17 protein-coding genes are annotated in these 17,379 nt (G+C 66.3%); 7 read left to right on the top strand and 10 right to left on the bottom strand.

Annotation, left to right across the window (positions count from 1 at the left end; translation table 11 throughout):
• The first annotated feature begins 25 nt into the window (after positions 1 to 25).
• From mnmG to EG799_RS07010, 4 genes are read left to right on the top strand one after another with little or no spacing between them, the layout of a single operon-like run.
• Entirely contained in the window at positions 26 to 1,873 is a 1,848-nt protein-coding gene (gene mnmG / locus EG799_RS07025; RefSeq protein WP_123879791.1) for a tRNA uridine-5-carboxymethylaminomethyl(34) synthesis enzyme MnmG, read from the top strand.
• On the top strand, positions 1,870 to 2,496 hold the full coding sequence (rsmG, locus tag EG799_RS07020) for a 16S rRNA (guanine(527)-N(7))-methyltransferase RsmG (protein ID WP_123879789.1): 627 nt from the start codon (positions 1,870 to 1,872) through the stop codon (positions 2,494 to 2,496). Before mnmG ends, rsmG begins: the two co-directional genes overlap by 4 nt.
• Positions 2,493 to 3,269 (top strand): ParA family protein, encoded by a 777-nt coding sequence (locus EG799_RS07015; RefSeq protein ID WP_123879787.1) that lies wholly within the window; start codon positions 2,493 to 2,495, stop codon positions 3,267 to 3,269. Before rsmG ends, EG799_RS07015 begins: the two co-directional genes overlap by 4 nt.
• Positions 3,266 to 4,228: a ParB/RepB/Spo0J family partition protein gene (locus tag EG799_RS07010; RefSeq protein ID WP_123879785.1), complete on the top strand. Its 963-nt coding sequence runs from the start codon at positions 3,266 to 3,268 to the stop codon at positions 4,226 to 4,228. Before EG799_RS07015 ends, EG799_RS07010 begins: the two co-directional genes overlap by 4 nt.
• A gap of 6 nt (positions 4,229 to 4,234) precedes the next feature.
• Here the strand turns inward: EG799_RS07010 and EG799_RS07005 are convergent, their stop codons facing one another.
• Both EG799_RS07005 and EG799_RS07000 read right to left on the bottom strand, forming a co-directional pair.
• On the bottom strand, positions 4,235 to 5,143 hold the full coding sequence (locus EG799_RS07005) for a glycine zipper 2TM domain-containing protein (protein ID WP_123879783.1): 909 nt from the start codon (positions 5,141 to 5,143) through the stop codon (positions 4,235 to 4,237).
• A gap of 135 nt (positions 5,144 to 5,278) precedes the next feature.
• Entirely contained in the window at positions 5,279 to 5,761 is a 483-nt protein-coding gene (locus tag EG799_RS07000; protein ID WP_123879781.1) for a GAF domain-containing protein, read from the bottom strand.
• Positions 5,762 to 5,838: 77 nt separating this feature from the next.
• Here EG799_RS07000 and EG799_RS06995 point away from each other — a divergent pair, with 77 nt between their 5' ends.
• Entirely contained in the window at positions 5,839 to 7,317 is a 1,479-nt protein-coding gene (locus EG799_RS06995) for a PQQ-dependent sugar dehydrogenase (RefSeq protein WP_123879779.1), read from the top strand.
• Positions 7,318 to 7,327: 10 nt separating this feature from the next.
• On the opposite strand, the gene EG799_RS06990 is transcribed toward EG799_RS06995, so the two are convergent.
• On the bottom strand, positions 7,328 to 8,167 hold the full coding sequence (locus EG799_RS06990; RefSeq protein ID WP_123879777.1) for an ATP-binding protein: 840 nt from the start codon (positions 8,165 to 8,167) through the stop codon (positions 7,328 to 7,330).
• 26 nt (positions 8,168 to 8,193) lie between these two features.
• Between EG799_RS06990 and EG799_RS06985 the strand changes: the two genes are divergently transcribed.
• Positions 8,194 to 9,174, top strand: coding sequence for an L-threonylcarbamoyladenylate synthase (locus EG799_RS06985; RefSeq protein ID WP_123879775.1), 981 nt, complete (start codon positions 8,194 to 8,196; stop codon positions 9,172 to 9,174).
• Here the strand turns inward: EG799_RS06985 and EG799_RS06980 are convergent.
• From EG799_RS06980 to EG799_RS06950, 7 genes are all read right to left on the bottom strand, one after another.
• The gene (locus EG799_RS06980) at positions 9,171 to 9,497 is read right to left on the bottom strand and encodes a hypothetical protein (RefSeq protein ID WP_123879773.1); all 327 of its coding nucleotides are present in this window, start codon (positions 9,495 to 9,497) and stop codon (positions 9,171 to 9,173) included. The two genes, EG799_RS06985 and EG799_RS06980, sit on opposite strands and share 4 nt — an antisense overlap.
• Before the next feature lie 73 nt (positions 9,498 to 9,570).
• Positions 9,571 to 10,341, bottom strand: coding sequence for a GIN domain-containing protein (locus EG799_RS06975; RefSeq protein WP_123879771.1), 771 nt, complete (start codon positions 10,339 to 10,341; stop codon positions 9,571 to 9,573).
• 158 nt (positions 10,342 to 10,499) lie between these two features.
• Positions 10,500 to 11,033: a CarD family transcriptional regulator gene (locus EG799_RS06970; RefSeq protein WP_123879769.1), complete on the bottom strand. Its 534-nt coding sequence runs from the start codon at positions 11,031 to 11,033 to the stop codon at positions 10,500 to 10,502.
• 205 nt (positions 11,034 to 11,238) lie between these two features.
• Positions 11,239 to 12,186, bottom strand: a complete 948-nt coding sequence (locus EG799_RS06965) for a YihY/virulence factor BrkB family protein (RefSeq protein WP_234029062.1) — start codon at positions 12,184 to 12,186, stop codon at positions 11,239 to 11,241.
• Positions 12,179 to 12,517 (bottom strand): ferredoxin FdxA, encoded by a 339-nt coding sequence (fdxA, locus tag EG799_RS06960; protein WP_123879767.1) that lies wholly within the window; start codon positions 12,515 to 12,517, stop codon positions 12,179 to 12,181. The genes EG799_RS06965 and fdxA overlap by 8 nt, the downstream gene beginning before the upstream one ends.
• Positions 12,514 to 12,837: a S4 domain-containing protein gene (locus EG799_RS06955; RefSeq protein WP_123879765.1), complete on the bottom strand. Its 324-nt coding sequence runs from the start codon at positions 12,835 to 12,837 to the stop codon at positions 12,514 to 12,516. The genes fdxA and EG799_RS06955 overlap by 4 nt, the downstream gene beginning before the upstream one ends.
• A gap of 2 nt (positions 12,838 to 12,839) precedes the next feature.
• Positions 12,840 to 15,503 carry a helicase-related protein gene (locus EG799_RS06950; RefSeq protein ID WP_123882920.1) on the bottom strand — a complete coding sequence of 888 codons (2,664 nt, stop codon included), beginning with the start codon at positions 15,501 to 15,503 and terminating at the stop codon, positions 12,840 to 12,842.
• Between the two features lie 224 nt (positions 15,504 to 15,727).
• Between EG799_RS06950 and EG799_RS06945 the strand changes: the two genes are divergently transcribed.
• Positions 15,728 to 17,341, top strand: coding sequence for a M23 family metallopeptidase (locus EG799_RS06945; protein WP_123879763.1), 1,614 nt, complete (start codon positions 15,728 to 15,730; stop codon positions 17,339 to 17,341).
• Positions 17,342 to 17,379: the final 38 nt, after the last annotated feature.

The raw sequence follows: 17,379 nt of genomic DNA, 5'->3' as shown, positions 1-17,379 counted from the left end.
CGTCTGAGGCGCCTAGATAACCGCGATGACGGACTTCGATATCGTTGTTGTTGGCGGAGGCCATGCGGGTTGCGAAGCGGCGGACGCGGCTGCTCGAATGGGGGCGACAACCGCGCTCGTAACATTCGATCGCCGGACCGTGGGGGCGATGAGTTGCAACCCGGCTATCGGCGGGTTGGGTAAGGGTCATTTGGTTCGCGAAGTCGATGCCTTCGACGGACTGATCGGACGCGCTGCCGACGCCGCCGCCATCCATTACCGAATGCTCAACCGCTCGAAGGGAAGCGCGGTACACGGACCGCGGATCCAGGCGGACCGGAGGCTGTTCCGCAAGGCCATCCAGGATGGCCTGTCCCATCGCAATCTGGCGATTATCGAGGGAGAAGCCGTCGAACTTCTCATCGAGAAGGGGCGCGTAAACGGAATTCGGTTGGAAGACGGTAGCGAATTGAAAGCGGGCGCCGTCATTCTTTGCACCGGCACATTTCTCGGCGGACGGCTGTTCCGGGGAGAGGAACGCTTCGCCGGCGGTCGGATCGAAGAGAGGGCGGCGACGCGAATGGCGCAGCAGCTAAGGTCCGAAAGGCTGCCGATGGCGCGCCTCAAGACAGGCACCCCGCCGCGCCTCGATGGGCGTTCGATCGCCTGGGGGAAGTTGCCGGAGCAGCCATCGGACGAAGACCAATGGACGATGTCGCCGCTCACGCAACGTCGTCGCAATCCACAAGTGTTCTGCGCAATTACACGGACGAACCAGCGGTCGCACGACATCATCGCCGCGAACCTCGATCGGTCGCCCTTGTTTTCCGGCGCGATCGACGCGGCCGGCCCTCGCTACTGCCCGAGTATCGAGGACAAGATACATCGTTTCCCGGACCGGGACGGCCACCAGGTCTTCCTCGAACCCGAGGGCCTGGACACGCATCTCGTCTACCCGAACGGTATCAGCACGTCGCTGCCGGTGGACGTGCAACTGGCCCTGTTGCGGGAGATGGACGGCCTCGACCGCGTCGAGATGATCGTCCCCGGTTATGCCGTAGAATATGACCACATCGATCCCCGTGCGCTGTGCAAGGATCTGCAGGTCGAAGCGCTACCTGGCCTGTACTGCGCGGGACAGATCAACGGGACGACGGGGTATGAAGAGGCCGCCGCGCAGGGCCTGGTCGCCGGGTTGTCAGCTGCCTCCAGCCTGCTCCGCCGGGATGGTCCGGCGCTGGATCGCGCCAACAGTTATATCGGTGTGATGATGGATGACCTCACGCTTCATGGCGTGAGCGAACCCTACCGAATGCTCACCTCGCGCGCCGAATATCGTCTGCGACTGCGAGCCAACAATGCCAGCACTCGCCTGACACCGCTGGCGCTGGAAATGGGTTGCGTGGATCAGGAGAGAGCGGACTGGTTCAGCTCTCGGGAAGCGCTTCGGGACCGATGGCAGGAGGATCTCGCCCGGCCGGTTGCCGCTTCCGACTTGCTCGACCACGATCTGCCGGTTCGTTGCGACGCAGGGGTAAGATCTCTTAAGGAATGGTTGGCATTGCCGGATCTTTCGATGTCCAGTCTCGCTCCATGGCTGGGTGATGACCTCGATCCGGATAGCGAACTCGCCGCAGAGCTCGAGGAAGATATCCGGTATGCACCGTATCTGGCTCGGCAGGATGCTGAGATACGCGACCTGCGCAACAGCTCCGCCGTTTCGCTGGGCTCGTCGTTCGATTTTGCCGCGGTTCCGGGCCTCTCGACGGAAATGATCGAGAGACTTTCGGTCGCGCGACCGGCTGATCTGGCGGCCGCGGGGCGCGTACGGGGGGTAACTCCAGCGGCGCTCGCTGCGGTACTCGTCTTTGCAAGGCGTGGCCTGGCGGCATGATCCGAGATGAGGACGAAGCCCGTGATTTCTGTCGTGAGCGGTGCGACCCGGGCGGAATGGAGCGCCTCGAAACCTTTGTCCGACGCCTCGCTAGGGAAAGTAGCAAACAGAACCTCGTGTCGAAACCATCGCTGGACGAGGTCTGGACACGGCATATTGCGGACAGTCTCCAGCTTCTCGATCATGTTCCACGTGAAACAGGGCTCTGGCTCGATCTCGGCAGTGGCGCTGGTCTGCCTGGTCTCGTCATTGCCGCCGCGCAGCCATCCCTCGAACTCTTCCTTGTCGAGGCACGGCGAAAGCGTGTCGAGTGGTTGCGGAGCATGGCACGGGATCTCGGCCTGGCCTGCTGCACGGTAATTGCTGGAAGGGTGGAAACCATGGAACCCGTCCCCGTCCAGATAATAAGTGCGCGGGCGTTCGCTCCTTTGGGAAAACTTCTTAGCCTGGGTGAGCGATTTTCCACACACTCGACGGTTTGGGTCTTGCCGAAGGGGCAGTCGGGGGCGCAGGAGTTGTCGGAGCAATCGCCTGCAGTCCGCAGCATGTTTCACGTGGAACAATCCGTGACGAGCGATACGGCAAAGATTCTCGTGGGGGAAGGGAGGCCGATCCTGAAATGATCGTCATAGCGATAGCCAACCAGAAGGGCGGTGTCGGAAAGACCACCTCGGCGATCAATACGGCGACAGCCATGGCGGCGAGCGGCTGGCGGACTCTGCTGATCGATCTCGATCCGCAGGGAAACGCATCGACCGGCGTGGGCGTCGCCGCGAGCGAGCGCGACGTGTCGAGCTACGACCTGCTTGTCGATGACGCCCCGATCGAGGATTGTACGATCCGTTCGGCAATTCCCGGGTTGGACCTCATACCGGCGACCGTTGATCTGAGCGGCGCGGAAATCGAACTTGTGAACGTCGACGAACGCACGCAGCGCCTGAAAAAGGTTCTGGCCGACCATGCCGGCCACGATGTCTGTTTCATCGATTGCCCCCCATCGCTCGGCCTGCTGACGCTGAACGCGCTGTGCGCGGCCGATACGCTTCTCGTGCCTCTGCAGTGCGAATTCTTCGCGCTCGAGGGATTGAGCCAGTTGCTGCACACGGTCGAACAGGTGCAACAGCGCTTCAACCCCGATCTGGGGATCATCGGTATTGCCCTGACCATGTTCGATCGGCGCAATCGCCTGACCGATCAGGTGGCGGACGACGTGCGGGAGTGTCTGGGCGATCTCGTGTTCGAATCGGTCATACCTCGCAACGTGCGCCTGTCCGAGGCGCCCAGCCACGGCCTGCCGGCGCTTGTCTACGATCATTCCTGTGCCGGCAGCCGCGCCTACATGGCGCTCGCCCGGGAACTGATTGGCCGCCTCCCCGAACGAAGGAAAGCCGCATGAGCGACGAAAAGACGTCCGAAACCACCGTTCGCCCGGCCGCGACGCGGCGCAAGCTGGGCAAGGGACTGGGTGCGCTGATGGGCGACGCCCGTCGCGAGGAACCGCTCGCAAGCGCCCGTGACGGCGAGGCTAGAGAGCGGGGCCGGGAGAAGGGTGAGGGTCTGACCATGATCGCCGTCGCGAAAATCGAACCCCATCCCGATCAGCCTCGCCGTCACTTCGATCAGGAAGCACTGGACGAGCTCGCTGCGTCCATCGCCGCGCGCGGGGTGATCCAGCCGGTGATCGTTCGCCCGCTCCCCTCGGGGCGTTATCAACTGGTGGCGGGCGAACGCCGCTGGCGCGCGTCGCAAAAAGCCCAACTGCATGAAATTCCTGCATTAGTTCGTGATCTCGACGAGCCGGATGTCATGGCGCTGGCGCTGATCGAGAACATTCAGCGCGAGGATCTCAACCCGGTGGAGGAGGCGCGCGCCTATCAGCGGCTGTCCGAAGACCAGGGTATGACACAGGCCGAAATCGCCGAAATGGTCGAGAAATCGCGCAGTCACGTCGCCAATCTTCAGCGTCTGCTTGCGCTCCCTGAACCGGTGCTCGATCACCTCCAGGCGGGGCGGCTGACGATGGGCCACGCGCGGGCCCTGATCGGTCTCGATGATGCGGACGAGATCGCCGATCGCGCGGTCGAGAAGAAGCTGTCGGTTCGCGATGTCGAGAAGCTCGCCCGGCGCAGTCGCAACGGGGGCGAGGCGTCGGGACGGCGGCAGGCGCGGCCTTCGCGAGACCCGGTCCAGGATGCCGATATCGCCGCGGTGGAGAACCACCTCGAGGAATATCTCGGCCTGCCGGTAAAGATCGCCACCGATGCCGATCCGCGTTCGGGCGCGGTGACGGTTCGTTTCCGCACTCTCGACCAGCTCGACCTGATCTGTCAGCGCCTCACCGGCGGAGGGATCTAGACCGGGTCAGCGGATCGGCGTGGTCTTGCCGCGCGGTTCCCGGCGAATGACGCGCCGCGCCCGAGGGGCGGGCGGGGGCGCCACATCCTCGTCGATATATTCCTCGATCACGGTTTCCCGGCATTCCGGGCCATGTCGATGCACGGGTTGCCGCATCACCATCATGGGCTGGGCGTAGGCCATCGAGCCATATCCCGCGCCGGACATCTCGTACCGGCGCAGGTAGGTTTCGCAGTACCGCGCGGCGTAGATATCCTCGCGCGCGTAGTCATTCCGATAGGTGTCGTCGTCCCCGTCGACCGCCGAACCGATCGCCGCGCCGGCGAGCCCACCAAGACCGGCGCCGAGGAGCGTCCCTCCGACCCGCGATCCGTCGGCGATGCGATTGCCTGCAATTCCTCCGGCGACCGCGCCGAGAACGGCACCCACCGCGGGCCCGTTGCCACCGCGCCGATAGTAATCGCGCGCATATGTGCCGTCGCCGTAATGGTCGCTCATCAGCATCCGGCAATCCGCAAGCCAGGCGTTGCGCTCCGCCAGCGTGTAGCCGAGCCGCCCGTCCGGCGAGGCGGGCAGGTCGCGATAATCCCGGTGCGGCCCATGACGCGCGTCGCCCTCGTACCAGCCACGCTCATCATCGAGCAGCAGGATCTGGCCGTCGTCTGCGTAAAAAGCGCTATCGCCATGAAAGGTGCCGCGATAATGCGCCGCAATCCGTTCTCCATTCCCCGCGATATACGTGCCGCTCCAGACGCCGTCCCAGGTTTCTCCGTCTCGCCAGGAGCCGTTCCACTGGCCTTCGTAAGTCCCCCCGCCGGTATCGTAGCTTTCGAGCGGAGGCAGAGACTGCGCCCTCGCCGGAGTTGCCGATGCGATCGCGAGAGCGGCCAGCGAGAGGGGGAGGCGGATCGACATGAGGCGGATGTCCTGTCTGGAAAGATCGACCGGGCGATGCCCCGCCCGTTAAGCCGATCTTTACCATCGTATCCTGCACGATCCGCAAGGTTTGCGCATCCGCTGTCCCGTTACGGGTCAGCGCGGCCTTCCCGGTCAGATCCTGTCCGCCAGCAATCGCCCGAGCGCCTCGATACCTGCGCGGTCGTCGCTGTCGAACCGCGCGAGGTCCGGGCTGTCGAGGTCGATGACCGCGATCACCTTTCCCCCGCGGCATATCGGAACGACCAGTTCCGACCGGCTGCGCGCGTCGCAGGCGATATGGCCGGGAAAGGCATGGACGTCCTTCACCAGTTGCGTCTCACCCGTTTTCGCCGCGGCCCCGCACACGCCCACGCCGGCGGGGATGCGGATGCAGGCGGGGCGGCCGGCGAAGGGGCCGAGAACCAGCTCGCCGTCCACCATCCGGTAGAAACCGGCCCAGTTGCAGTCCGGAAGATACTCGCCGAGCAGCGCCGCGACATTCGCCATGTTGGCCACCGCGTCGCTTTCGCCGGCGGTCAGCGCATCGGCGGCGCCGACCAGTTCGCGATAGAGATCCGGCTTGGCGAGCGAGGGGTCGGGCGTGAAATCGAACATTCCCCCCGCCTAGCCGCTTCGGTCCCGATCTGGCAAAAGAATTGCCGTCCGCCGCGAGCGCCGGTAATCGTTCCGGCATGAGCACCCGCAAGAAAATCTTCATTGCCGTCGTTGTCTTGATCGTGCTGGTCGGCGCGTTCCTGTGGTGGGCATCGCGCGGGGATGAAGCGCAATTGCCGCTCGAGGCGACGACCGGGACCGATCCGACGCTGGTTGCGCCCGATCCGCAATGGATTCCGACGGTCGGGATAGCCGAGCCTGTCGGCTGGGGTGCCGATCAGAAGCCGCAGGCCGCCGAAGGCCTGGCGGTCAATCGCTTTGCCGAAGGGCTCGACCATCCGCGCGTCATCTACGCCATGCCCAATGGCGACGTCCTGATTACCGAGACCAACGCCCCGCCGCGCGAGGTTGCGGGCGGCTGGCTGCGCAATATCATCGGCAAGATACTGTTTTCCAGCGCCGGTGCGGGGGAGCCTTCGCCCGACCGGCTAATCCTGCTGCGCGATACCGATGGTGACGGACGCGCCGATGAAAGGCATGTCTTGCGGACGGAAAACCTCCATTCGCCGTCGGGCATCGCGTGGAACGAAGGCAAGCTCTACATCGCCAATCACGACGCCCTGCTTCGATTCGATTACGAAATGGGTAGCAACCGGGTCGCGGGCGAACCGGTGAAGCTGATGGACCTGCCGCCCGCCGGCAATCACTGGATGCGCAACATCATCCTCTCCGAAGACGGTTCGAAACTCTACGTCGCGGTTGGTTCGGCCTCGAATATCGGTGAGGGCGGAATGGAAATCGAACAGGGTCGCGCCGCCATCTACGAGGTCAATCTGGCCACCGGAAACAGTCGTATCTTCGGCGCCGGGATGCGCAACCCCAACGGCATGGCCTTCAACCCCTGGACCGGCGAGCTGTGGGTCACGGTGAACGAGCGGGATGAACTCGGTTCGGACCTGGTGCCCGATTACATGTCGAACGTCCCGATCGGGGTGAATTACGGCTGGCCGTGGGTCTATTACAACGACGTGGTCGACGAGCGGGTCGAGGCGCCGATGCCGCAGTTCCTCACCGAATATACCCGCACGCCGCAATATGCCCTGGGGGCGCATGTCGCCGCACTCGGATTGGTGTTCACCGAAGAGGGAACCACGATGGGGGCGGGCTTCGGCCAGGGGGCCTTCATCGCCCGCCACGGATCCTGGAACAGGCAGCCGATGGATGGCTATGACGTGGTGTTCGTGGAATTCGACGATCGCGGCAATCCGGTCGGCAAACCCAGGCCGGTCCTGCGCAGCTTCCTTACCGGGGAAGGCACGACGCATGGCCGGCCGACCTGGGTGGAATGGGACAGGACCGGCGCCCTGCTGGTGAGCGACGATACGGCCGGCATCATCTGGCGCGTCACGGCTCCCGGCGCCACCGGCGCCCCGGCGATCCAGCGCAACAGCGGCGCGCCGCTGGCGCCGCAGCGGGAATTGCGCGGCGATCCCCGGCGGGCTTTCGAGGAAGGCGCGCTGACCCCCGGCGATATCGGCATGGGCCCGGAACCCTGACAGGCATGGGTCAGCGCGGAAGCGCCCTGCCTTCCCGCCCGGCCAGTTCGGTGATGAAGTGCCACGCGACCCGGCCGGACCGCGCCCCTCGGCGCTTCGCCCATTCCAGCGCTTCGTTCTCGTCGAGCGGAAGGGCGTATTCCTCGGCGTAACCGCGCAGGATGTCGAGGTAGTCCTCCTGTCCGAGATTATGGAAACCCAGGGCCATGCCGAAGCGGTCGGCCAGCGCCAGCGAATCGTCCACCGCATCGCGCGGATTGAGCGGATCGTCCTGTTCACTGGCGTGGCGCGGCAGGATGGCCCGCCGGTTCGACGTGACCGCCAGCCGGACATTCGGTGGGCGCGCCTCGATCCCTCCATCGAGCCAACTGCGCAAGTGGCGCGGTCCGGCTGCGTCGGCTTCCGCGAATCCGAGATCATCGACGAAGACCAGAAAACGACGCCGGGCCCCGCCCAGCTCGGCGAACAGCGTCGGCAGGGACGCTACGACGTCCGTCGCCACCTGGACCAGCGCTATGTCGCCGCCCGACCCCTGCACCTCGGCAATTGCGGATCGCAGCAGGGCGGACTTGCCCGTCCCGCGGGCACCCCACAGCAGCATGTCGTGCGCGGGCAAACCTGCGGCGAGGCGGGCGACGTTGCGAGTGACGGCGGCCTTCTGCGCGTCGATGCCACGCAGCAGGCGCAGGGCAGGGGCTTCGATCCGATCGATACCGCGGGCACCGTCGCCGGCCCAGACATAGGCGGGGAACGCTCGCCAGTCTTCCGGTGGCGGCGGCGGCGCGATGTCGCGCTCCAGCGTGTCCGCGATCCTTCGCAACGCGTCCGCGATGTCGGCTTGGTTTGTCATCGCCGCTGGTCCTATAGGCGGGAGTGATGGCTCACAAGACACCGACCGTTCCCGCCGACAGGGAAGGCGTGGCGCGCGCGTTGCGAGTGCTGGAGAATGGCGGGCTCGTGGCCTTGCCGACCGAGACCGTCTACGGCCTCGCTGCGCGGGCCGACGACGCGGAAGCCGTGGCACGCCTGTTCTCGGCCAAGGGACGGCCATCCTTCAATCCGCTGATCGTCCACGTCGCGTCGTTGGAGCAGGCGGCGGCGTTCACCGATATCGAGCGGCGCGTGGCGGACTGGCGAAGTCCGCACGGGGAAATCAGTCTCGGCGAATTCGCGACGGAGGCGTGGGGCCGCTCCGCCACGCTGGTCGTGCCATTGCGATTAGGAGCGCCCGTCGCGCGCGAGGTGACGGCAGGGCTCGATACGATAGGCTTGCGTCTGCCGAACCATCCCGTCGCACGCGCGGTCATTGCCGGGGCGGGGCCGTTGGCTGCGCCGTCTGCCAATCGCAGCGGTTTCACCAGCCCGACAACGGCGGACCACGTGCTGGCGACACTGGACGGGCGGATCGATCTGGTGCTCGACGCCGGCCCTACCGCTGCGGGCGTCGAATCGACGATCCTGAAGCTGCGCGACGATGGCCGCTGGGCCATACTGCGCGCCGGGCCGGCCTTCAACGAGGCCGGCGCCCCGCAATTCCTCGCTCCATCTGCGGAAAAGTCGCGCCAGACGACTATCGAGGCGCCGGGACAACTCGCCAGGCACTATTCACCGGGCAAGCCGGTTCGGTTGAACGCCCACGCCAGGGAAGACGGGGAATATCTGATCGGCTTCGGGGCAGTCACGGGTGATGCGACCCTGTCGGCCACGGGCGATGTCGTCGAGGCGGCCCGTAATCTTTATGCCCGCCTTCACGAAGCGGCGCGATCCGACAATCCCCGCATCGCTGTCGCTCCGGTGCCCGAACAAGGCGTCGGTATCGCAATCAACGACCGGCTGCGCCGCGCCGCCACGCCCTAGCGATCCGGTTCGAGCGGAACCGTCGGCAGCAGTGCGGCCAGTTCGCGGCGGACCTCCGCCGCGCGGCGGCAATCGCCATCGTCGCCGCTCAGGCAATCATGCTCGAGATCGTCGAGATCGCGCTGCAACCGACCCGCGCGCTCCTCGCGCCGGCGAATTTCGCGTCCGCGCCGCTCGTCCGCCTCGGACTGGCTGGTGGTGGCAAGATCGTAAGCCTTGCCGGCAACGCGAAAGGGGGCGGTCGCGACGTCGAAGGCCGTCCTCGCGACACAGCCGCCGAGTGCGAGAAGCAGCAAGGGCGCGGACAGGGCGGCAAATCGCATTGGGCCACATTCTCGAAAGGGCAGCGGGTGTGGTGACGCTGCGCCTTCTCCGATGGACGGGAAATGAACCGGGTCAGGCGGCCCGTTCGCGCGGTACGCAGCGCAATCTGCCCGATCCGCCCGCCTTCAGCGAGCACCGTGCCGCGCCGTGCACCACGATATCGCCCGATCCGCCGATACGGGCCGTGACCTCGCCATCGCTGGCGAATTGCGCCTTGCCCGACCCACCGATGCGAATTTCGGCCTTGCCGACGTCGAGCGCGACCGCGTCGAGCGTTCCCGACCCGCCGATGGCGAGGGACAGTTCATCGACCGAGCCCCCGCCTATGGCGATATCGCCAGCGCCCCCGATCTTCGCGCTCAGACTGTGACCGGCGAGTTTCGCGACGCTTACGCGGCCCGACCCACCGATCGCGATCGACGCCTCGCTCGCCAGCGTTTCCGCCTCTACCGTGCCGCCGCCGCTGATGGCGATTCGTCGCAGACCGGGCAGGGTCACGTCTATCCGCGACCCGCCGCCCATCCCACTCCGACGGGCGATCTTCAAGCAATTGCCGTCTATACGGAAGCGTAGAGCTGTATCATCATCATCATCGTCGCCCTCCACCCGGATCGCGAGGCGATCGCCGGTCGTGACGTGGACGTGGTCCGAACGCGAGCCGGCGAGTTTGAGAGCGTCGACATCCTGCCCTTCGAGGTCGAGCTCGCCGAGCGGTACGCCGTGCGCGCTCTCATCGTTACCATTGCCATCGAAACGGAACGCGAAGCGGCCGTCACGCCCGGCTTCGTTTGCGGCGGTGACCAGCGCTTCACCGAGAGCGCGGATGAACGTATCGAATCGCATGATGCCTATCCCGTGTTTGCGTGTTACATCAGTAATACACGAGTTCGCAGGCACTCGCAAAGACGTTCGGCGGACGGGATCGGCGGTTGGGCGGAAGATACGAAAAAGGGGCGCCGCGCGGTGCGGGCGCCCCTTGCCGATCGTCGCGCGAAAGCGGATCAGGCTTCTTCGGTGTTCTCGTAATATTGCGGTGCGTGTTCCTTCAGCACGTCGAGAATCTTGGTAAGCGCCGTCGGCTCGTCGGTCTTTTCCATCGCCGCGAGTTCGCGGGCCAGCCGGCTGGAGGCGGCCTCGAAGATCTGGCGTTCGGAATAGCTCTGCTCAGGCTGGTCTTCCGGGCGGAACAGGTCGCGGGTTACCTCGGCGATGGAGACCAGGTCGCCCGAATTGATCTTGGCTTCGTATTCCTGCGCCCGGCGGCTCCACATCGTGCGCTTGACCTTCGGCTTGCCCTTCAGGGTTTCCATCGCCTCCTTCAAGGTCTTGTCGCTCGACAGCTTGCGCATCCCGATGGCCTCGACCTTGTTGGTGGGAACGCGCAGCGTCATGCGCTCCTTCTCGAACCGCAGGACATACAGTTCGAGCTGCATGCCGGCGATTTCCTCGTTCTGCAGCTCGATGACACGGCCCACGCCGTGCTTGGGATAAACGACGTAATCGCCTACGTCGAAAGCGGTTGCATTCGCACCCATGAAGTTTCCTTTCTATGCAGGCCGCACTGCCAGCCGGCGACACGATGACCGCGCCACGACCCTGCGGCGCGTATCGTATTCCGATCTGGATGAGAGGAGCGACCTGCCTTCCGTATCGCATGCAGTCCTTCGGCGAAGAGGCTGCAATACCGGTGACACATATCAGATTCGCGACCGCGAATCCAGCGTTGCGAATCGCAACCGGTCAGCCGACCTCGAGCCCGCGATAGCCGGGCCGCCGGTCGCCCCAGCTGGCGTTGAGTTCGGCGCCGAGCAACAGCACGATGGCCGACAGATACAGCCACGTCAGCAGCACCACCACCGCGCTGAGCGAGCCGTAGGTGGCGTTGTAATTGCCGAAATTGGCGACGTAGATGCCGAATCCGAGGGTCAGCAGAAACCACCCGATCGAGGCCAGGATGGCGCCGGGCAGGACCAGTTTCCAGGACGGGACGGGGCGATTTGGCGCATAGCGGAACAAGGTCGCCGCCCCGGCGGTCCCCACGCCGAACAGGAACAAATAGGTCACCGCGGTTCCGGCGATGGCCGCCCCGCCGCCGATCAGCGCCGTCAGCGCGGTCAGCACTCCCATTGCGAGCACCGCCAGGATCACGGCGACGATCCCGCCCGCGGTGATGGCCAACGCCGCCAGATTGCCCCTCACGAGGCTGCGGGCCTCGGCCACGCCGTGCGAGATGTTAAGCGCCGTCAGCACCGAGCCGGCGCCGTTCCGCGCCCCGAACAGCGCAAAACCGAGCGCGATCAAGAGGCCCACGCCCTTCTTGCCGGCGGAGGTTTCGACGACGCTTTCCAGCTGGTCTGCGAACAGGCCCGCCGCCGCCTCGGGCATGACCTGGGTCAGTGCGCCGATATCCTGCGTGACCTGTGCGGGCGTTGCGATGAGGCCGTAGGTCAGCACCGTCGCGGCGAGGAGGGGAACCATCGCGAGAAAGACGTAGAACGCAACGCCGGCGGATACGATCGATATGTTGTTGCGCCCGGCGCGCCCGGCCACGTCCTTCGCCATGCCCACCACCCCCGTAGCCGCACGCCCGGCATACCGGGTGCCGCTCGAAAGCCTGTCGCGCTTGCGCGCCGGCGTCTCTTCGGAAGTATCGGTATCGGCGCTCATCGCGCGGTGGGGCTCAGTCACCCTCGCCGGGTTCGGGGGTGAAGTACTTGTCCATCTTGCCATCCTCGCCCTTGTGCTCGTCGGCATCGGCGGGGGGATCCTTGGCCTCGGTGATATTGGGCCATTCGGCGGAATATTTCGTGTTGAGTTCGAGCCACTTCTCCGTTCCTTCCTCGGTATCGGGAAGGATCGCCTCGGCCGGGCATTCGGGTTCGCAGACACCGCAGTCGATGCATTCGGACGGATTGATGACGAGCATCACCTCGCCCTCGTAGAAGCAGTCGACCGGGCAGACCTCGACACAGTCGGTGTACTTGCACTTGATGCATGCGTCGGTGACGACATAGGTCATGGCGGCGATTGTCCCTTGTTTTTGGTCGCCCCGTCACAGGGCATCGCCCCTGCTATGGCGATAGGAGCGGGCGCGTCAAGGTCGCGGTAGTGCGTCCGCGCCTCGCTGGCCGGACCGCGCCTTTCGGGCAGGGCCTCGACCGCGATGACACGCACCTGCCGCCCCACGGGCAGGGTGAGAACGTCTCCCGGGAAGACGGGTCTGTCGGGCCGTTCGACCCGGTTGCCGTTGCAGCGCATGTGCCCCTCGCCAATCCAGCGCCGGGCGACCGCGCGACTCTTGGCAAAGCGCAGGCGGCACAGCAGCAGGTCGAGCCGCATTCCTATTCCAGCAGGTCCGCCAGCCCGGCGAACGCCTTGCCGGTGGCCGGACCGTGATCGGCCTTCCGGCGTTCGGGCGCACCGCGACGCCGTTCGCGCCCGTCGCCCTTGCTGCGGGGCTTGCCTTCGCCCTTCCCGGCGTGATGCGCCGGCGGTCTGCCGTTCTCACGCACCCTGCGCGGCCCCTGGGCCGGCCCCCGATCCTTGCGAAGGGGGCGCCAGGTCCACGGCACCGGGCGGGGCGGTCCGTAGGCACCCTCCGCCAGTTCGACCGGCTGCCCCTGGCGAAAGCCCGCGTCCTTCATCAGGCTGCGAAAGCCGTCCTGCGTAAGTCCCATGCTGGTGGCGAGCGCGGTATCGACCGGAAAACCGCGCTCTGCCGCCCTGGCCCTCGCTTCGTGTGCGGCCCGAAAGAGCTTTTCCGCCATGTCGACACGGATGGCCTGCCGCCCGGCACGGCGATAGCCGGCGGGGGGATGCCTGCCGGCATCGATGACAGGTTCCATGGTCTCGCGCAGGGGGCGGGGGTCCACCCCGAGTTCGTGGAGAAGCTGTCGCGGCGCGGGCTTGAGCAGCGACGGGACATAGACGTCGAGCGACCCGATGGTGACGCCCAGACGGCGCATGAAGGGGCGCTTGTCCTTGGGGACATGGGCCAGTCCGGCATCCTCCCGCCTAACGGTACCGCCGCGATCCGCAAGCGTCAGCAGCAGCGCGCGCACCTCGCTCCCGGCTTCGGGATCCTCGCTTGCCGCTTCCAGCGCGCGCAAGGGGGCGAGCGGGGCAAGGCGCGCCTCCAGCCAGTGTTCGAGCGCGTCCTGCACGCGCGCGCGATGGGCCGGATCGAGGCGGGCGAGATCCTTCTCCAGCACGATCCGCGGCCGCGTTGCCGCCCGGCCGCGTTCGAGCGCGGCGATGACCTGATCGGGCGCTCCCCCGGCGCCCCTGCGCACGATGGCGCCGTGCGCGATGGCGAGATCGCCCAATTCGTCCGCCACCAGCTTCTGCGCCTTCTGCGCGAGCAGCCCTGCCATGTGCTTTTCCGCCGCGGCCAGCATCAGCTTGCGTTCGTCCGAATCGGCGGTGGCGTCGACGACGAAGCGAAACCCCTCCAGGTGGCCAATGTGCTGGTCCTCGACCTTCACCTGTCCATCGTCTTCCAGTTTCACGCGCAAGAGGCCGGCATCCTTTCCCATGCTTTTCATCAATACAGAGGTTCGCCGATTCACGAAACGCTCGGTCAGGCGCTGGTGCAGTGCGTCGGACAGCTTCGCCTCGGCAGCGCGGGCGCGGGCGGCCATCTCGTCACGGGCCAGCACCCAGTCGGGACGCTGGCAGATATAGGCCCAGCTGCGGATGGCGGCGAGGCGGCCCTGCAACGTGTCGATATCCCCGCCCGTATGGCCCAGTTCGGAAATGCGCGCCGCGACGTAATCCGCGCCGATATGGCCGTGGCGCAGATCGCTCCACAACCGGGCAACGAAGCGGGCGTGCGCATCGGCCCCCTGGCTGCGAAAATCGGGGAGCTGGCAGGCTTCCCAGAACCTTCGCACCAGGCCCGCCGTCGTGACGTCGCGCGCGATGGCCGGGTCTTCGGAAAGGCGTTTCAGCACGGCGAGGTCGATGGCCTCGGGCGCGGCGGTCAGTTCGGGTTCGTGCGGGCGACGCTCCAGGTCGGCGACAAGCACGTCCAGCGTATCGAAGCGCGGCTTCGGGTCGCGCCAGTAGAGTTTCGTCAGCGGGGCGAAGCGATGCTGTTCTATCGCGTAGACCTCGTCCTCGGTCAGTTCCAGCGGCGCTCCGCGGCGGTTGCCAGACAGCGTGCCGAAGCTGCCGTCGGTCTGGTGCCGGCCGGCGCGTCCGGCGATCTGCGCCATTTCCGCCGGTGTCAGCCGCCGCTGGCGCACCCCATCGAACTTGGACAGGGCGGCAAAGGCGACGTGCCGCACATCGAGGTTGAGACCCATGCCGATGGCATCTGTGGCGACGATGTAATCGACCTCTCCCGACTGGAAGAGCTCGACCTGCCGGTTGCGCGTCTGCGGACTGAGCGCCCCCATGACCACCGCCGCCCCGCCGCGGAAACGCCGCAGCAGCTCGGCCACCTGATAGACCTGCTCGATGGAGAAGGCGACCACGGCGCTGCGCGGCGGCAGGCGCGACAGCTTGGCGCTGCCGGCATGGGTCAGGGTGGAAAAGCGCGGACGCTCCTCGATCTCGGCCCGCGGCACGAGCGCGCGGATCAGCGGTTCGATCGTGGCGGAACCCAGCAGCATCGTCTCGTCCCGCCCGCGTGCGTTCAGCAGGCGGTCGGTGAAGATGTGCCCGCGTTCGCGGTCGGCGGCGAGCTGCGCCTCGTCGAGTGCGACGAAGCTCTTGCCGCCGCCATCGCGCGGCATGGCCTCGGCGGTGCAGAGGAAATAGCGCGCGGTCTTCGGCTCGATCCGCTCTTCCCCCGTGACGAGCGCGACCTGGCTTTCGCCCTTGATCGCACAAACCCGGTCGTACACCTCCCGCGCGAGAAGCCGCAGGGGAAAGCCGATCACGCCGCTGGCATGACCGCACATCCGTTCGATCGCCAGATGGGTCTTGCCGGTGTTCGTCGGGCCGAGCACGGCGCGGACGCGGCTGTCGGTTGGTCGCGAAGTCACGATGTCCGGGAACATGGCGCGCATGGGCGCTGGGTGCAACAGCGCTTGCAACGGAATCAGGACGATAGTGGAACCGTTCCCGCCCTTGGTAACGGTTCGTCGCTGACAGCGCGCATTTCGTCGTCATTAAGCGGAAATTTACTTTGCCGTGGCAGCTTTTCCCGCAATCAACACGGCCGGGTGGGTTATCCGCATGTTTTCCGGTCGGTCTTGGATCGCGCACCCAGGAGGGTTGCCCCGTGTTCACATCGCATGAGGACGAACAGAGCGGACACGGCGGAAATTATCCGCCCGCGCAGCTGACCCATGCGCATATACTGGCGGAAGGTGGCGGGGACTCTCCCCGCAAGGTCGCCCGCATCACGACTTTCGCCGATCGCTACGCCGAGTGGCGCCTGCGCGCCTCCGCCCGTTTTCACAGGCTCGACCTCGCGCCCGATCTGGCGCGCGATATCGGGTCGCGCCGATGGCTTCGCGGGGTCGCCACGCTGATCGGTCTGTCCGTCGTGGCGCTGGCGAGCTGGCCGGGCTTCTCCCCGGTCGAGGCTGCGCCCGCAATGCGCATGGACGACCGTGTGCGAGACGAATTCCGCAGCCAGATGATCATGCCGCTGGCGCTGGGTGCCGATAGCGGGCGGAGAATGGGTGCGACGCTTGCCGTGTCCGAACTGGCCCGCGCCCCCGAGCGCCCGACGCTCGATCTCGTCGCCACGCTGACGCAGGGCGATGGCTTCGACCGGATGCTGCAACGCGCCGGCGTGAGCCGCGACGAGGCGAGCGCCATTGCCGCCCTCATCGGGGAGGCCATTCCCGTCGACGACATCCATCCCGGCACGCAGGTCGACATCACGCTCGGCCGCCGGCCGGGGCCGGACCTGCCGCGCCCGGTCGATGCCCTGAGCTTCCGCGCCCGCTTCGACCTGGAACTGGCGGTCGAGCGTCGGGGCGGCCGGCTGGCGCTCGATCCGCGTCCGATCCAGGTCGATACGACGCCCCTCAGGATTCGCGGCAGGGTGGGCGACAGCCTGTACCGTTCGGCCCGCGCATCGGGCGCACCGCCCAGCGCGGTGCAGCAATTCCTGCGCACCATCGGGCAGGAGATGAATGTCGAGAGCGACATCGCCGCCGATGACGAATTCGACCTCATCGTCGATTATCGCCGCGCCGCCACCGGCGAGGTCGAGGTGGGCGATCTGATCTATGCCGCGATCATCCGCAACGACCGGCCGAAGAAGCAGCTGATGCGGTTCGGCCGCGATGGCAAGTTCTTCGATGCCGCGGGGGCTGGCGCGCAGCAGGATGGGTTGATCGCTCCGGTGCCCGGTCCCATCACCTCGCGCTTCGGCATGCGTCGCCACCCGATCCTGGGGTATCGGCGAATGCATTCGGGGCTCGATTTCCGCGCGAGCAGCGGCACCCCGATCTATGCCGCCACCGATGGCACGGTGAACTACGCCGGCCGCAACGGCGGCTACGGCAATTACGTGCGCATCCGCCACGCCGGCAACCTTGCCACCGGCTACGCTCACATGAGCCGCATCGCGGTACGCAACGGCGAGAGCGTGCGGCGCGGGCAGGTGATCGGCTATGTCGGCACCACCGGGCTATCGACCGGTCCGCACCTGCATTACGAGATGTATCGCGGCGGGCAGAAGATCGATCCGGCCAGCGTGCGCTTCGTGACCCGGGCGCAACTCTCGGGCGCGGATCTCGCCAATTTCCGGCAGCAACTCGTGCGGCTTCAGCAGGTGGAGCCGGGGGCGGCGCTCGTCGATCTTCAGCCGCAGAAGCCGGCGAATGCGCAGCCGGTTCGCGAAATCGACCGGATCGAGCATCGCGAACGGATAGGCTGACGCGCGCTGACGATTGAAGCCCGGCGCGAATTGCCGCA

This window comes from Aurantiacibacter spongiae, assembly GCF_003815535.1.
Lineage (GTDB): Bacteria > Pseudomonadota > Alphaproteobacteria > Sphingomonadales > Sphingomonadaceae > Alteraurantiacibacter > Alteraurantiacibacter spongiae.
Note: the sequence above shows the minus strand (reverse complement) of the source record. Positions and strands in the feature narration are given on the sequence as shown.

Coding starts and splice junctions, on each gene's coding strand:
- EG799_RS06980 (WP_123879773.1), bottom strand. CDS start 9,497: ATGCGATTTGCCGCCCTGTCCGCGCCCTTGCTGCTTCTCGCACTCGGC.
- EG799_RS07015 (WP_123879787.1), top strand. CDS start 2,493: ATGATCGTCATAGCGATAGCCAACCAGAAGGGCGGTGTCGGAAAGACC.
- EG799_RS06985 (WP_123879775.1), top strand. CDS start 8,194: ATGGCTCACAAGACACCGACCGTTCCCGCCGACAGGGAAGGCGTGGCG.
- EG799_RS07005 (WP_123879783.1), bottom strand. CDS start 5,143: ATGTCGATCCGCCTCCCCCTCTCGCTGGCCGCTCTCGCGATCGCATCG.
- EG799_RS07000 (WP_123879781.1), bottom strand. CDS start 5,761: ATGTTCGATTTCACGCCCGACCCCTCGCTCGCCAAGCCGGATCTCTAT.
- EG799_RS07010 (WP_123879785.1), top strand. CDS start 3,266: ATGAGCGACGAAAAGACGTCCGAAACCACCGTTCGCCCGGCCGCGACG.
- EG799_RS06970 (WP_123879769.1), bottom strand. CDS start 11,033: ATGGGTGCGAATGCAACCGCTTTCGACGTAGGCGATTACGTCGTTTAT.
- EG799_RS06950 (WP_123882920.1), bottom strand. CDS start 15,503: ATGTTCCCGGACATCGTGACTTCGCGACCAACCGACAGCCGCGTCCGC.
- EG799_RS06975 (WP_123879771.1), bottom strand. CDS start 10,341: ATGCGATTCGATACGTTCATCCGCGCTCTCGGTGAAGCGCTGGTCACC.
- EG799_RS06990 (WP_123879777.1), bottom strand. CDS start 8,167: ATGACAAACCAAGCCGACATCGCGGACGCGTTGCGAAGGATCGCGGAC.
- rsmG (WP_123879789.1), top strand. CDS start 1,870: ATGATCCGAGATGAGGACGAAGCCCGTGATTTCTGTCGTGAGCGGTGC.
- fdxA (WP_123879767.1), bottom strand. CDS start 12,517: ATGACCTATGTCGTCACCGACGCATGCATCAAGTGCAAGTACACCGAC.
- mnmG (WP_123879791.1), top strand. CDS start 26: ATGACGGACTTCGATATCGTTGTTGTTGGCGGAGGCCATGCGGGTTGC.
- EG799_RS06995 (WP_123879779.1), top strand. CDS start 5,839: ATGAGCACCCGCAAGAAAATCTTCATTGCCGTCGTTGTCTTGATCGTG.
- EG799_RS06955 (WP_123879765.1), bottom strand. CDS start 12,837: ATGCGGCTCGACCTGCTGCTGTGCCGCCTGCGCTTTGCCAAGAGTCGC.